15 protein-coding genes and 1 pseudogene are annotated in these 15,046 nt (G+C 42.9%); 8 read left to right on the forward strand and 8 right to left on the reverse strand.

What is annotated here, in order from left to right:
* Positions 1-143: 143 nt before the first annotated feature.
* Entirely contained in the window at positions 144-1,049 is a 906-nt protein-coding gene (locus UB32_RS16405; RefSeq protein WP_044395708.1) for a nuclease-related domain-containing protein, read from the reverse strand.
* A 280-nt stretch (positions 1,050-1,329) separates the two neighbouring features.
* Between UB32_RS16405 and UB32_RS16410 the strand changes: the two genes are divergently transcribed.
* From UB32_RS16410 to UB32_RS16430, 6 genes and pseudogenes are all read left to right on the forward strand, one after another.
* Positions 1,330-3,057 carry a methyl-accepting chemotaxis protein gene (locus UB32_RS16410; protein ID WP_052807080.1) on the forward strand — a complete coding sequence of 576 codons (1,728 nt, stop codon included), beginning with the start codon at positions 1,330-1,332 and terminating at the stop codon, positions 3,055-3,057.
* A 142-nt stretch (positions 3,058-3,199) separates the two neighbouring features.
* Positions 3,200-3,403: a hypothetical protein gene (locus UB32_RS19630; RefSeq protein ID WP_084221889.1), complete on the forward strand. Its 204-nt coding sequence runs from the start codon at positions 3,200-3,202 to the stop codon at positions 3,401-3,403.
* 71 nt (positions 3,404-3,474) lie between these two features.
* Positions 3,475-3,714, forward strand: a complete 240-nt coding sequence (locus UB32_RS16420) for a hypothetical protein (RefSeq protein WP_044395712.1) — start codon at positions 3,475-3,477, stop codon at positions 3,712-3,714.
* Between the two features lie 52 nt (positions 3,715-3,766).
* Positions 3,767-3,865, forward strand: a complete 99-nt coding sequence (locus tag UB32_RS20565; RefSeq protein WP_241768532.1) for an ADP-ribosylglycohydrolase family protein — start codon at positions 3,767-3,769, stop codon at positions 3,863-3,865.
* 126 nt (positions 3,866-3,991) lie between these two features.
* Positions 3,992-4,812, forward strand: a pseudogene (locus UB32_RS16425) (ADP-ribosylglycohydrolase family protein).
* Positions 4,813-5,209: 397 nt separating this feature from the next.
* Positions 5,210-5,848, forward strand: coding sequence for a 2OG-Fe(II) oxygenase (locus UB32_RS16430; RefSeq protein WP_044395733.1), 639 nt, complete (start codon positions 5,210-5,212; stop codon positions 5,846-5,848).
* 88 nt (positions 5,849-5,936) lie between these two features.
* Here UB32_RS16430 and UB32_RS16435 read toward each other — a convergent pair whose 3' ends face one another.
* The 5 genes from UB32_RS16435 to UB32_RS16455 all read right to left on the reverse strand — a co-directional run bounded on the left by UB32_RS16435 (position 5,937) and on the right by UB32_RS16455 (position 11,096).
* Positions 5,937-7,298, reverse strand: coding sequence for an APC family permease (locus UB32_RS16435; protein ID WP_044395714.1), 1,362 nt, complete (start codon positions 7,296-7,298; stop codon positions 5,937-5,939).
* A gap of 3 nt (positions 7,299-7,301) precedes the next feature.
* Positions 7,302-8,219, reverse strand: a complete 918-nt coding sequence (locus tag UB32_RS16440; RefSeq protein WP_044395716.1) for an acetamidase/formamidase family protein — start codon at positions 8,217-8,219, stop codon at positions 7,302-7,304.
* Between the two features lie 104 nt (positions 8,220-8,323).
* Complete coding sequence (locus UB32_RS16445) at positions 8,324-9,649, reverse strand: hypothetical protein (protein ID WP_044395718.1); 1,326 nt, start codon at positions 9,647-9,649, stop codon at positions 8,324-8,326.
* Positions 9,649-10,347, reverse strand: a complete 699-nt coding sequence (locus UB32_RS16450; protein WP_044395720.1) for a response regulator transcription factor — start codon at positions 10,345-10,347, stop codon at positions 9,649-9,651. The genes UB32_RS16445 and UB32_RS16450 overlap by 1 nt, the downstream gene beginning before the upstream one ends.
* A complete protein-coding gene (locus UB32_RS16455; protein ID WP_044395722.1) occupies positions 10,344-11,096 on the reverse strand; it encodes a sensor histidine kinase in 753 nt (250 codons plus the stop codon). Before UB32_RS16455 ends, UB32_RS16450 begins: the two co-directional genes overlap by 4 nt.
* A 206-nt stretch (positions 11,097-11,302) precedes the next feature.
* Between UB32_RS16455 and UB32_RS19110 the strand changes: the two genes are divergently transcribed.
* Positions 11,303-12,280: a bifunctional NUDIX hydrolase family protein/GNAT family N-acetyltransferase gene (locus UB32_RS19110; protein WP_052807081.1), complete on the forward strand. Its 978-nt coding sequence runs from the start codon at positions 11,303-11,305 to the stop codon at positions 12,278-12,280.
* A 55-nt stretch (positions 12,281-12,335) separates the two neighbouring features.
* Here UB32_RS19110 and UB32_RS16465 read toward each other — a convergent pair whose 3' ends face one another.
* On the reverse strand, positions 12,336-13,829 hold the full coding sequence (locus UB32_RS16465) for a peptide MFS transporter (RefSeq protein WP_044395724.1): 1,494 nt from the start codon (positions 13,827-13,829) through the stop codon (positions 12,336-12,338).
* Between the two features lie 256 nt (positions 13,830-14,085).
* On the opposite strand from UB32_RS16465, the gene UB32_RS16470 reads away from it, so the two are divergent.
* The gene (locus UB32_RS16470; protein ID WP_044395726.1) at positions 14,086-14,691 is read left to right on the forward strand and encodes a carboxymuconolactone decarboxylase family protein; all 606 of its coding nucleotides are present in this window, start codon (positions 14,086-14,088) and stop codon (positions 14,689-14,691) included.
* Positions 14,692-14,742: 51 nt separating this feature from the next.
* Here the strand turns inward: UB32_RS16470 and UB32_RS16475 are convergent.
* Positions 14,743-15,046: glycerol-3-phosphate dehydrogenase C-terminal domain-containing protein (locus tag UB32_RS16475; RefSeq protein WP_044395729.1), on the reverse strand; the 304-nt coding region annotated here is incomplete at its 5' end.

Below are 15,046 nucleotides of genomic sequence, written 5' to 3' on the forward strand. Positions count from 1 at the left end.
CATAAAAGGGAAACATGTGCCCGTGAAAGAGCGGATGCGAGGATTACGGGTACATAAAAGGGAGACGGGTATCCATCAAAATAGTATTCGCGCTATGGAAAGCTCCTTTAAGAGAAAAACAAGGAAAGAGGAGACCTCTTTCCTTATTCGTAAAATGTAGATCTACACTCTCCTTGGACTAAAAAGTTTTGCTTTAAGACTCTTCTAATAGTTTTTATCGGAAGAACACCATCTTCCCACTCAAAAATAACAGATGTGGTTACTTTTTGACCCGGAAAGAGTAAGCGATAGTTTTTTATGGTACGCAAGACGGCGGCATCAATGGACTCCTTTGCACCGCAATGACTACATTTTAAGTTATATCGATCAAAACCCTCCAAAAAACCCCCACACCCTTCACAAATAACCCCTTTCCTCAAACTATCCAATTCATACCCTGGCACTCTGGTAAACGGTGATTTCTTAATATGCAATGACAATAGGGCCTCTGCCAGTTTTGTCTGTTTGTTTGTTAGTTTAGAAGAGGTTCTGTTCATCTTATCCATAAATCGGTTCAATTGGGTTGGCAAAACAATGGGTGATTTTACTGGTGCTTGCAGAAGGGTGAATTCTGGGTTGATGAACACGAGGTTTGGTTCTAGAGAGACGTATAATCCTAGATTCTTCAGCAGTTGTTTCAGCAGGGATTCTGCACGGCTTAGCTGGTGGAGGGGATTTTTGATTTCAGCACCAGCGGCGGTTTTAAATTTGTCTCCATCCAAATAGTAATCTCCTTCCAGGTTTTTCACTTCGAAAAGGTGCAGGCGGTCCTGGGTGATCACCAGCGAGTCGATTTGAAAATGGGTGCCATTCAATTCAAGCAACAGGTCGTTAATGATGAGGCTTTCCGGAGTATAATTCGTGAACCAATGGTCGAATTGCACTTCGCCTTCATAGCCCTTCTCCAGGGTGTACAAGTTAATTGTTGCTGTCTCTCCCAGCTCCATTCGGGGCTTTAACGCCAGCAAAATTTCTAACTCTTCTGGTTTGGTGCGTTCTTTTAGTATCATTTTCCACTTCCTTTCTTCCTTCATTTTAAAAGAATTCGAAGTGAAAATCAGTGAACATTCTGAGACATTTATGCAACTGCTAATTTCATAGATAGAAAGTATTATCCATAGATATCGACATGACGATCGTTGGCGAGGTCACAAAGGAAAGATACTTTGCTTGCATTTGGTAGCAGAAGGACCTTTCTTTTATTTAATCGCTGAGATTCTAAAGTTTTCGTCAATCGAACCGAAATAATCAGTAGGAAAAGAAACGGTTATTGGACAGGAGAGCGGAAAAATGGGATTTAGAAAGAAATTCATGAAAAAAACACAGAAAAAGTTCAGCGTTCGTGCCAAATTATTGGCAGGTTTTTTCTCAGTATTGGCTTTGCTGGTAGTAGTAGCAATTATTACAAATTTTGAATTTAATAAGATGGATAGCCAGTACTCATCGTCTATTGATGATCGAATGGAAAAGCTGAATTTGATTGTCGAAATGAAGGATGCCGTCATGTGGGAACAGCTTTCGCTCCAAAAATACATGGCAAACCGTGATGGGGAGAGTCTCATTGAGTTTGAAGGAGCAGTAGAAGATTTTGCTAACGGATCACAGAAATATTTGAGCACGACTGACTCGACTGAAGGGAAGAAAGTGGGTGAGAATCTGATCGAGGTTGAGGCGCAATATTATAAAGTTGCTTCAGAAGTTTTTACGTTAATTCGAGATGACCAACTGGATGAGGCACGGCTTATAATGCAGCAACAAGGGAATCAACTGATTTTTGCTTTGAATTCCGCTGTCGAAGATGCGATTAAGTATCAGCAAGATGAAATGGATACAACAAGTGCGATGCTCTCCGATAATGTACGCAAGATTGGTTTGCTGATCATTGCGATAAGTGCCGCAGCCTTTATTATCGGAATTGGAATTGCTTCCTATATTAGTAGAATAGTCTCAAAGCCTGTTCAGCTTGTTTCTCAAGCAGCAAAGCAACTAGCTGCCGGTAATCTGGGCATTGAAAAAATCAATGTGAAGAATAATGATGAAATTGGGCAGTTGGCAACTGATTTTAATGAAATGGCATCGAGTTTAAGAGCGATCATTTTTCAGGTCAGCACTACATCGGAGCAGATTGCCGCTTCAGCAGAAGAAATGATGGCTAGTGCTGATCAGACAAATTCTGCCACGAATCAAGTGGCTACAGCCATTCAGGAAGTCGCTGGCGGTGCTGAACTTCAAAGCAAGAATACGGAGGAAAGCGCGAAGGCAGTCGGAGAGATGTCCAGTGCGATTCAGCGTGTGGCAGTAACGACATCCACGGTTGCAGAGTCTGCGGTAGATACGACAAAACAGGCAATGCTTGGTCATAATTCGTTAGAAAAAGTCATTGAAAAAATGAAAACGATCAACCAAACAACAAGAGAAACCAATACGGTCATCAAAGATTTGGACCGCAAATCCGCTGAAATCGGCAATATCATCGATGTCATCACCGGAATTGCCGATCAAACCAATTTGCTTGCGCTTAATGCCGCCATTGAAGCAGCAAGGGCAGGCGAGCACGGTAAAGGGTTCGCGGTGGTGGCAGATGAAGTTCGAAAGTTGGCTGAGCTTTCAAGACAGTCTGCCAGCCAAATTTCCAGCCTAATTGAAGTCATCCAAAAAGAAACACACCAGGTCGTCGAAATGATGAACAAAGGGGCAACCGAAATTTCCGAGGGTACATCATTGGTAGAGGGGACAGGCAAGACATTTGATGAGATTTTAAAGTCGATTGAGAATGTCAGCTCGGAAATTCAAGAGGTCTCGGCCATTTCCGAAGAAATGTCAGCAAACGTCATGCAGGTGAATAGTTCCATTGAAGAGGTAACAAGAATCGCTCGCAGCTCCGTCGCAAGCACGGCAGAAATCGCCTCAGCCACCGAAGAGCAGCTGGCTTCCATGGAAGAAGTTTCCTCATCCTCCGCTTCCCTTTCAAAGCTGGCTGATAGCCTAAGAGAAATGGTTGCAAAGTTTAGGGTTTAAATATGTTTTGAACAGGAGCATGGGATTCCATGCTCCTGTTTGTTGGAATCTGCCTCCCTGGCATGTGTATTCGCCCAAGCCAAAACCGTGATAAATGCATATAAAGGTAGTGGATACAAAATAGAAAAGGGAGGTAAGCCGTATGCACGCATACAGACATCCTTATCGAATGCAGGACCAGAGGTGGGGCTTTGGATTACCATTTTTAGGTGGCTTGGCTGGTGGATTATTGGGCGGAGCCTTGTTCTACCCACGGCCATTTTATGGTGGTTTTGGTGGTTATGGATACCCGCCATACCCGCCATATCCAATGTACCCATGCTGCCGGCCTGGATTTTATTACTAAAAAATAACCGAAAGGGAGCAAGCCGCCTGGCCAGCCCCCTTTTCATATAGGTAAAATTCAAGGATTGTTCAGTGGTAACTGACCACTATTCAGGTGAGACATATACTGCGACAGCTGGAAAAGTAACATTAGCGATCCCTGCGAAAGCTGATGGCGGTATCGTTTTACTGACAGTCGACAGTGGTAAATTTACAAGCGTAAGAGCTGCCAATCGTAGTCCGTTCATCTTTGGCATAAACTTCGGAGTTATCGCTGCGGAAGGAGTGGATGACGATGGATGGTGTCCCGGTTTGTTAAAAATAAAGGATTAGGCCGATATGGTGAAGAATACTATTAATAAATTTCAATTCCAAAGGAGTCCCTATGTCTAAAAAAGATTTGTTCATAGCGTCCTTGGTTGGCGGTGCGATTGGAGATGCTCTAGGTTACACGGTAGAGTTTATGAAGCTTGAAGAAATTTAAAGCAAGATTTGGCGAGGAAGGGATCACCGATTTAGAGCCGGATCGTTACACTGGGAAGGCTTTGTTTTCCGATGATACCCGATGACGCTGTTCACGGCTGATGGCCTGATCTGGGCATATGACCGCATGAGAGAACGCGGGATTGGGAGCTTTGCGGGAAGCGGAACCTATCAATCTTATCTTCGCTGGCTTTATACCCAGACAAAGAGCCTGCCGGATGAGCATTATGGCTGGCTGCTTGATCCCCAGCCCCATGAGGTTGGCAGCAGCATTTTACAATATAAAGAATTGTACTCAGCAAGAGCCCCAGGAAACACATGCCTGTCGGCGCTTGAAAGCAATAAAAAGGGAACGATCGAAAAGCCGATCAACAATAGCAGGGGCTGTGGCGGAGTCATGCGGTTGGCGCCGGTTGGCTTATTTTACATAAAGACCCTGAGCAAGCTTTCAGAGTTGCTGCGGAAATCGCCGCGATCACCCATGGCCATCCGTCAGGGTATCCGTCAGCTGGATCACTGGCTGTGATCATTGCAGAACTGCTCAATGGCAAAAGCTTATCCGAAAGCACCGAGGATGCCATTGCCATTTTGAAAAGCTACAAACACCATGAAGAGACATTGAAGTCGATAGGGGCTGCAGTTGAACTTTCGCGGAGTGACATAAATCCTGCAAAGGCGATTTCTCATCTTGGCGAAGGCTGGGTTGCCGAGGAAGCACTTGCGATTGCATTGTACTGCACTTTGAAAGAAAATGATTTTCGGAAGGCATTGATCCTGTCAGTGAATCATGATGGGGACAGTGACTCGACCGGTTCGATCTGCGGGAACATCATCGGTGCCTTCCAAGGTCTCGATGCATTACCTGGAGATTGGGTGAATCAAGTCGAGCTAAAAAAATTGATTGTCGATATGGCTGGCAAATTATATGATATATATGAAACGGTATAGGTTAAGGTAGAATACTGGGGTTCTCTTTGTTTTTTAACCTGGAAAGACAGGGGAACTATATGGAGTAGGAAAACATATTATCAGCTGAAGGGTGAGCGCGCTATTTGCATCTTTAACTATGGTAATCGCTCCATTCACATCACAGGCGTATGGGTGATCATTGTGTAAACGCGCCGCCGAAATCATGCGCCGTTTTTTTGATTCGAATCAGGTCCTTATTTCTGAAAAAAAAGATAGTTCCTGCGTTGTAAAATAAATTGAAAAATTAAATAGATTTTGTCATCCATTTTGAATTACAGGTAGAAACAAAGGACATAAAGAATGAATGATGCTTTCGTTTATATATCAATCTAATTTTTGGAAAATTCTATGATTAAGAGGTTGATGAAAGTTGATAATGGATGATGTTGATGTAACCGTAAAAGAAACTACGATATTTCCCCATATCGGAAACAAAATCAAAACCGATGATCGGGAAATCAACATAATTGCTAGAATGGAAGAACCGTTAATCGTCATTTTGGGAAATGTCCTGAGTGACGAAGAATGTGATGAGCTGATCAAGCTGTCAAAGGATAAGCTACAGCGCTCGAAAATCGGCAACATCCGTGAGGTCGATGAACTCAGGACGAGCAGCAGTACATTTATTGGAGCTGAAACTGAAGTAGTCGCCAAAGTAGAAAAAAGGGTTTCTCAGCTGATGGGCATTCCCAATGAACATGGAGAAGGACTGCAAATCTTGAATTATAAAATCGGTCAGGAATACAAAGCACATTTTGACTTTTTTTCGTCAAAGGTAAGTAACCCAAGAATCAGCACACTCGTCATGTATTTGAATGATGTTGAACAAGGCGGAGAAACCTACTTCCCGAAACTCAACTTCGCGGTATCCCCGCAAAAAGGCATGGCCGTTTATTTCGAATATTTTTATGACAATCAAGACTTGAACAACTTGACCCTTCACAGCGGAGCCCCAGTTGTCATCGGCGACAAATGGGCAGCAACACAGTGGATGAGAAGGAAAATTATGAAATAGAGTAGGAGCATGATGCAGACCTGCTTCTTTTTAATAGGTAGGGACATTAAAAAAAGCCTGCAGACCTATTCTGCAGGCTTCCTCACTATTAATCCAAATCGAGCGAGGTATCCTTTTTAAATACTTTCAGCAAAATCAGATACACAATGCCAATTCCGAGCCAGATAAAGCCTAGCTGTTTGGAAAGAGGATCAAGTGATATCCAAACATAACCGATGATAAGGAAACCGATTAATGGCAGCACGAGATGTTTGAAATACTGTTTGCTCTTTTGCTTCTTGATAAAATAAATTATAACCGATGCATGAAGGAACAAGAAAGCTGATAATGCACCGAAGTTGACGACTGATGCCAATGCTCCAATCTGGGAAGCGAAGAAACTAGTCACAATCAACGAAATAACCGCAACAAGCAGGGTACTTACGTATGGAGTTTTGAACTTAGGGTGTACCTTTGCCAGAATCTTTGGAAGCTTGCGGTCACGCGCCATGCTGTACAGGATCCGTGAAATGGCGGCCTGGGCAACAAGTGCGTCGGCAATACCCCAGGCTACTGCAGTGGCGATGATGGTCATCCATTTTAGCCATGGGCCTCCTGCAATCTCGGCAATTTGGTAGAATGCTACATCCGCATTTTCAAATGACGTATAGTCAGGCCAAATTAATGCGGCCACCCAGGTTTGGATGATGAACAAGACACCAACTATAAGCAAAGAGAAGATAATGGCGTTTCCGATTGCTTTGCTGCCGCCTTTCGATTCTTCAGCCAAAGTAGAAATGGCATCGAAGCCGAGGAAGCTAAGTACTGCAATTGAAACAGCTCCCATGATCATTCCCATGCTGAAATTATCAGAGTCATATAAAGGTTTCCAAGTGAATTCAGCACCGTTGACACCCTTGATGACCGCAAAAATTCCGACAGCCACGAAAATTACTAATACAATCATTTCCGCGACAACGATGATCTTATTTGCCTTCGCAGTAAACTCAATTCCAAGCACGTTGACGACGGTGTTGATCGTTATGAAAATTACCAGCCAGACAATCAATGGAATACTTGGGACGATATCGTGCAAGGCTGCTGCACTTACTAAATAAAGAAGTGCAGGGACAAAGATGTAATCAAGCAAGATCAGCCAGCCAGCAATAAATCCTACTGAATCATTAATGCCGCGCTGAGCATAGGCATATACCGACCCTGCTATCGGAAAGGCTTCAGACATTCTCGCATAGCTTAGCGCAGTAAAAATCATTCCGACCATTCCGATGAGATAGGCCAGGGCGACCATACCATTTGATCCTTGGGCTACTGCTCCATATATCCCGAACGGAGCTATCGGTACCATGAACACCAAGCCATAAATCAATAAGTCCCAGAACGTCAGAGATCTTTTTAACTCCTGTTTATATCCCATATTTGTCTGTTTTTGAGATGTTTGCAATTCAGCCATCGATTATTTCACCTCTTTCTGGAATAATTTAATATCGTAGGCTTCAAGGATGGACCTTGGTACAAAGAACCTGGCTGTTTTTAACGGGTCTACTATCTGGCTGATCTGGGCTTGGCCAGCTGCACTCATCAGCATGGTGAACTCAGCCAGTGACAGATCTGTCTGCGGCTGGAGCAAATCGATCATTTCTTCAACAGCCACATTGGCCGCTTCGTCTAAAAGCTCTTTTGACACAAGAGTAGCTATCCCATCATCATTTTCCAAAATAGGATAATGGATGCTGTGCCCTTTTATGACTTCAAGTGTGACCTTAACTTTTGCGGGGATTTCGATGCCAGAGACGCTGATTTCTCCATCACCCATTGCTGCATGGAGATCACCCAGCGCAAAAAGTGCACCTTTCTGGAATACAGGGAAGTAAAGGGTTGCTCCTGTAGTAATCAGTTTTGTATCCATATTCCCGCCGTGGGCTCCAGGTGTTCCGTTGTTGACCGCTTCTCCTTCTGGAGCAACTCCGATTACTCCAATCATTGGGTTCAGCGGCAGTGCGATTTTTTTATTAAAAATTGCTTTGTCCTCCTTAACAGGGATGATTTTCACTTCGAATTTCTCTATACGGTGGCCCATGACACCTAGTTCTGGTCCCACGACCATCACGCCCTGATCTCCAAGCTGGATATCGTCAATGGTCACTTTTAAAATATCTCCAGGCTGTGCTTCCTCGACATAAACTGGTCCTGTCGCAGGATTGATTTGGTTCCAGTCAATTGCATTGAAAGTAGCTATTTCTGATTGAATTTGATCCTGAAAGCAGTCGAATGTATCAATTTCGACCCGAGAACCAGACTTCACGGTGAGTGCAGGCTTATTGTTCTTGTCCATGGCATAAATGTAAGATTCGGTCGTTAACTGGATTGTCATGGTAATACCTCCTGAATTTTATTTTTAATTTTTCTGAATACTTAAAATTCTAAACCTTTTAAAGAGGGATTGTTTGCAAAAATTCAATCTGTTTTTGCAAGATTTTAATTAAATTTGGATCCAATCATGTGCACAACAAAAGTAAGGACAGCAGCAGCGGGAGCAACCAGCCATATCTCATTGATCATACTACTGATTGGGAATCCAGCCATACTCATCATTCCGACCGTCAAAGCAAAGTGCCTTCGAGAGAAACGTTTTTGCACCAGTACATAAAAAAATGGGACAGCTGCTGAAGAGAAGAACGAGACAAAGTAAGGAAGCCATTCTGTAAAGGATGCCGAAAGATTGATGCCAGCCATTCCAATGAAAAACATCAAAATCAAGCCAAATAAATAGGTCTGTTTCAGGGTGTGATGGGATGATCGCTGAGTTTGCATCGCAGCAAGGATGCGCAGATATAGGGCGAGCATGGAATATAGGGAATGCCCTATACCTACTGCGAGCATGGAGATGCTAGCATAGATGAAAATATGTGACATGATGCTGTTCGATTGGGTGACCGCCTCCATCAATTGTAAAGCTGAGAATGTATCAGTATGCGCAATCAAGTAGATTGAAAACCCCGTAAAGGATAGCAATAAGGCTGCCCATGAAAATGATGAATATTTTAAAGCTGATATGCGGTGATTCGGTCTTATGGCTTGAACTGATTCCCAAAAGTAATAGCTGGTGAAGATTTGGCCAGACATTACGAGAATAAACGTCAGGAAGTAAAGGATGTTCGCACCGAGGCTTCCGTTGAATATACCATCGTACGTTTTAACGATCTGCTGATAAACACCCCCGGTCCCAGTCTGTAAATAAAGGGTCAGGACAGTGAAAGAGCTGACGAATAATATTCCCATCAGAAGCAGGCTTCCAACTCTATTTACGCCTTCTCTTCCACCTAGACCAAACAAAACATAACTAAAAGTGAGCAACAAAAATACGCCCAGTATGGCAGGTTGATGAAAAAAGGCCTTGAATAACATGGCCATTAATGCAGTCTGGATCAGGATGCTCCCGATACTGGAAATACCGAAGATCAAAAAAGTAATGACATTTTCTTTACCTCCAGTAATTTGATCTGGGAGGATGTTAGCGATTCGTTCCTGGCTGTTAATCATATTTCTCAAAATAGAGTACATGATTAATGGAGTTACTATGAAAATGAAGAAGCTGGATGCCCCTCCTTTTAAGGTAAAGAAAAATGGGAGGAGGAAGGTTGGTCCAGTCATATATGGAATAACCAGGGAAAATGTCCCGCCGCTCAACCCAACTTCCTTTTTATTCGTATATTCATATACACTGCGATGGCTCCCGATTTTATCTATGAAAAGAATGACAAGGGTAAAGGCAATAAATAAGAGTATGTACCAATCGACCATCAGTGATTCTCCTTGAATTGACTGGGAGTAATTCCTTCAATTTTCTTGAACAAGTTGCTGAAATGATGCTGACTCGAAAAGCCAATTTGCTCAGCAATTTGGAACAGGGACCAATCAGGGTTTTCAATCATCAGCTGTTTGGCTTTCTGAATCCTAAAATGATTGATATAGTCAGTAAATTTTATGCCGACTACTTCGGTGAACTTTTTACTTAAGTAAGTAGGTGTAACATATACTTTCCGTGATAGGTCGGACAGCTGCAACTTTTGGTTGTACTCTTCATGGACAATCTCCAGGACATTGTTAATGAGGACGGATTTAGTTTGCGTGAACGCATTTTTTTGCAAGAAATCCTCAATCATATTGAAAAGCTCTTTTTCAATGACCGGTTTAACAAGATAATCCAGCACATTGAGGCGGATCGCCTGCTTGGCATAGCTAAAGTCCTGATAAGCTGTGATAAGGACAACTTCCGTATCGATATCATTTGTCCTCAAGTATTCACAAAAGGCGAGCCCGGTATCTCCGGGCAACTGGATATCGACAAAAGCGAGTGGGAACGAGTGGGTTTTTACTAATTGTTTGGCTTCAACAGCATCCTCGGCAGTGTATATGTTCCAGTTTGGATAGTGTTTTTTCACCAAATAAGAGAGCTGTTCAAGTTCCAATGGTTCATCATCGACTATTAATAGATTCATTGTGACTCCCCCGGTGTATATGGCCAAATAGCTTTGACTTCAGTCCATTCTGGTTTTCGTTTCATCGAAACCTCAGTATGCAATTCGAATAGCAATTCCATTCGTTTTCGGATATTCTCCATTCCTGTACCGTCCCCTTCCGTCAGATATTTATTGGCCTCAGTCTCCCCATTGTCCATTACCTTCAAGACGACCCAGTTTCCTTTCCGTTGGAGGTCGATCTGGAGTTTCTTTTCTCCGCGTTTATTTTCAAGGCCGTGTTTAAAGGCATTTTCGACGAATGTCTGTAGGGTATAGGGAGGAAGAAGTGTTTGGGCTGCGTGTCCATCAATGGCGATGTCAATTTCAAGTTTTTTTCCAAATCGCAGCTGTTGAATGGCCAAATAGTTTTTGGTATGCTCCAGTTCCTTTTCAAAAGGAACCAGCGATTCCTTGTCTTTATTTTGATACCTTAGAAACAGCGAGAACTTCTCCATTGATTGAATGAGATCCTCATTTTTGTTCAGCCTGGCCAGGGACATCATCGCATTCAAACTGTTAAATAGGAAATGCGGCCGTATTTGTTGGTTGAGCTGCAAATATTCCATTTGATGAAGCTGCGTTTCCAGCTGGATCTGCATATTTTCCATTTGCAGATAATCAAACTCTTTCTCAAGCAACTTGAGAATACTGAGAATGACCAATGCGATGATTGGGATCAAAAGACTCAGGAAGATTATGATTGAGAAAAGAGCAGAAGCACTTATCATAATTGATCAGTCCTTTAAGTGTTGACTATTTTTCTATCTATCTTACTCTTTTTTGGTAACGTGGTACACCCTTTGAAAGATACGGGACGATATAAAAAACGCAATCTGAAGATCCTTTGTAATAAGGAACAGATTTACTAAATGTTCTATTAAAAGATCGTAAGAAAGTTGTATAATGGGGAAATCAGTAAAGTGAGGTGGCATCCATGGAACTATGGAATATATACGATCAATTCAGGCATATGACGGATCGCATCCATGAAAGAGGGAAGGAGATGATGCCGGGGGATTATCATCTGGTTGTCCATGTGTGGATCGTGAATGATGATGGCCAATATTTGATACAAAGGAGACAGCCATGGAAAATTGGCTTTCCAAATATGTGGGACTGTTCTGCTGCGGGGTCGGCAATCATGGGCGATGATAGTGAGCAGGCCGCCATTCGCGAGGCAAAGGAAGAAATCGGAATCGAGCTGGACATGGAAAGAGCGGAACGATTATTTACCGTCAAGTTTCCAGAAGGTTTCGATGATATTTGGCTTGTCAGGCAAAATATCACCATGGAGGAGCTGCATCTTCAGGAAGAGGAAGTGGTGGATGCAAGATGGGCAAGTGAAGAGGAGATAAAGGAAATGGTGAAAAACGGTGAGTTTATCCCGTTTACCTATTTCGACCTGTTATTCGAAATGGTCCATTCAAACATCTCCCTAAAACCAGCTACCGTTAAGGATGCGGAGGAGCTTTTAACCATGCAAATGGAAGTTTTCATGCCTCTTTATAAAAAATACAAGGACCATGAGACAAGTCCTGTCACGCAAACAATGGAGAGATTCACAGAAAGATTTGAACAAGGGGTTTACTATAAAATATGCTTTGAAGGCACTCTAGCCGGAAGCGTCCATGTTCACGAAAAGTCCTCTGGGTTAATGAGGCTTCGTATCATGAATATTTTAGAAAGCTATCAGAACAGGGGCATTGCTCAACAGGTGATGAAACGCCTTGAGCTTATGCACCCGGAAGCGGATGCTTGGGAGCTGGATACCATCCTCACGGAAGAACGGAACTGTTATTTATATGAAAAAATAGGGTACAGGCAAACCGGAGAATTCAAGGAAATCAACGAGAATATGAGCATCATCCGTTACCGGAAAGAATCGAACTTGCATAAAATCATAAGTATGTAAATTTGGCATCAAAAAAAGACGGCTCTCCTTATGTGGAGTAAGCCGTCTTTTGTTCTTACTTAATTCCCTTCATGTATCCCTGAATTTTAGGCGATGTGATGAATAGGATGATACCTAGTAGGATGGATGCTCCACCGATTGTACCGAAATAGGTCATTTCTGTGTCTGGTGAGTAAAATTTAACGATTTGTGCATTGATTGCTTGTGCTGCGGCACTTGCAAGGAACCAAAGGCTCATTGTTTGTGCGGAGAATGCAGCCGGCGCCAGTTTGGTTGTTGCTGACAGACCAACTGGGGAAATCAGCAATTCACCGAAAACAACAATCAGGTAGCTAAGCACGAGCCATAATGGGCTAACAAGTGCATCTGTGCCTGTGAAGTATCCAGGTATCAGGATGACCAGGAATGAAAGCCCGGCAAAAATCAATGAGAACGAGAATTTCTTTGGAATGGATGGCTGGCGATCCCCAAGCTTCACCCAGAATCCAGCGAAAATCGGTGCAAAGATAATAATGAATAATGGGTTCAGCGACTGGAACCAGGCTGGAGAGATGGTCATTCCAGCAAATTCTAGTTGGGTACGCTTGTCCGCGTAATTCGCAAGGATGGTTGAACCTTGCTCCTGAATTGCCCAGAACATAACAGCCGCCAGGAACAACGGAATGTAAGCAAGAACACGTGAGCGTTCCACTTCCGTTGTTTTTGGACTGCGGTACATAACGACAAAGTAAGCAGTCGGAATTAAGATACCAAGAATCGTTACCAGATTAATAAAGCTTTCGAATGTTAAAAGTCCAGCAGGAACCAAAATAGCACTTAAAATACCGATGGCCACGATTGCGATCCCAAAAACCGTGAATGTTTTCTTTTTTTCAGACGGTGAAAGCGGGTTTGGCACAGCAGTACCAGCAAGACCAAGATTCTTTTTCTTTGTCAAAACAAAAACAACTAGTCCGACAAACATTCCGATCGCGGCAATTGCAAAGCCGAAATGGAAGTTATAAGCGTCAGAGACTGCTCCAACGATCAGTGGCGCAAGGAATGCACCAGCGTTGATTCCCATGTAGAAAATCGTGAAACCAGCGTCACGACGAGCGTCTGATTCGCTGTACATTTCACCAACAACCGTTGATACATTTGGCTTCAAAAGACCGGTACCGATGACGATCAGGATCATCGATAGGAAGAACATCGCGATAGTTCCTGGAATGGCAAGCGCGATATGTCCTAACATGATTAGGATTCCACCGTAGAAGACGGCTCTGGCTGTACCGAAGATGCGGTCTGCCAGCCAGCCACCGATGACCCCTGACATATAAACGAGTGAGCCATAAATGGACATGATGGAAAGTGCTAAAGTCTCATCAATACCGAGGCCGCCCCTTGAAACTTCATAGTACATGTAGAATACAAGGATCGCTCTCATTCCATAGTAAGAAAAACGCTCCCAAAATTCTGTGAAGAAAAGTGTGAACAGTCCTTTTGGATGTCCGAAGAATCCAGTTTGCGGGACACTATCCACAATTTTCTGCCTATTATGATTTGACATGGTTACCCCTCCCTGTTTATCTATACTAGAATACTTTCTGTATTGGATATTGTCAAAAACAAATTTAGGATAGAATCGGATAAAGTATTGATATATAAGGGTTTCGTGTCATTTTTTAATAGAAGAAAATAGATTTAAAATTATTCGAATATTATTAAAAAAAACAATAATCAGAATACTGACAGTTACTTTTCCCTTTTTATAAGAAAGGCAAACCGGTATAATGGTAAAAAGCTTGTAAAATAGGGGTGGGCGTATGGAACAGGAATTGTATAAAAAAATATATAGTGTAAAAGAAGGGTATCATTCCCTTCATAAAGGATTGCGAACGGCGAAATATTTGTCTAAGGCAAAAAGAAACGGGCTTCTGTCCAATCATTTTATTGAACGAATCATGCTTTCAGTGACAGAGGTGAATGGGTGCCAGGTATGTTCCTATGCGCATACAAAAATTGCCTTGGAACAAGGAATGAGCAGGGAAGAAATAAAGTTGATGTTATCTGGAACAGCGGAGAACATTCCAGAGGCGGAAATGCCGGCAATCCTATTTGCGCAGCACTATGCTGATACAAGAGGAAATCCAACGGAAGCATCCTGGGGGAGGATTGTAGACATTTATGGACAAGAGAAGGCAATGGGCATATTAGCTGCTATCCGAATGATTATGATTGGAAATGTTTTTGGAATTCCTTTGAGTGGCCTAAGGACGCGACTGAAAGGGAAGCCAAGCGGAAAAACCACTCTAGTTTATGAACTTTCGATGATCCTCAGCTTTCCTTTTCTTTTTCCAGCCGCGTTGTTACATGGAGTGGTAGGGAAAATAGGCCAGAAGCCGGTAATTGAATTCTCGTACAATGGATAAGAAGTTTTTAAAAAGAGCCCTGATCCTTAACGTGGATCAGGGCTCGACAGATTATTTTACCGAAGTGACTGCTTCGGCCAGGGCTGCATCCAATTGCAAAGCATAGGCTTCGGTTTGGTTTTCCTCCCAGCTAAACTGGTTGCTCATGTAGGTCAGTACATTTTCCTTGTATTGTCTCACGGAGTCGATATCGAATAAAATCGCACCAGTTCGCCTGTTGAAAAAGTCGATCGGTGTTGCCACGGCCTCGTATTGGATACCATAGATCAGTTTTGCGAATAACTCCAGTGGCAATCCATATTTGTTCGCTTCGTCATTGTGTGCTGAAGCTAGCTGGAATACAGTTGGAGTGTTG

The sequence above is a fragment of the Mesobacillus subterraneus genome, from assembly GCF_000934845.1.
Classification (GTDB): Bacteria; Bacillota; Bacilli; order Bacillales; family Cytobacillaceae; genus Mesobacillus; species Mesobacillus stamsii.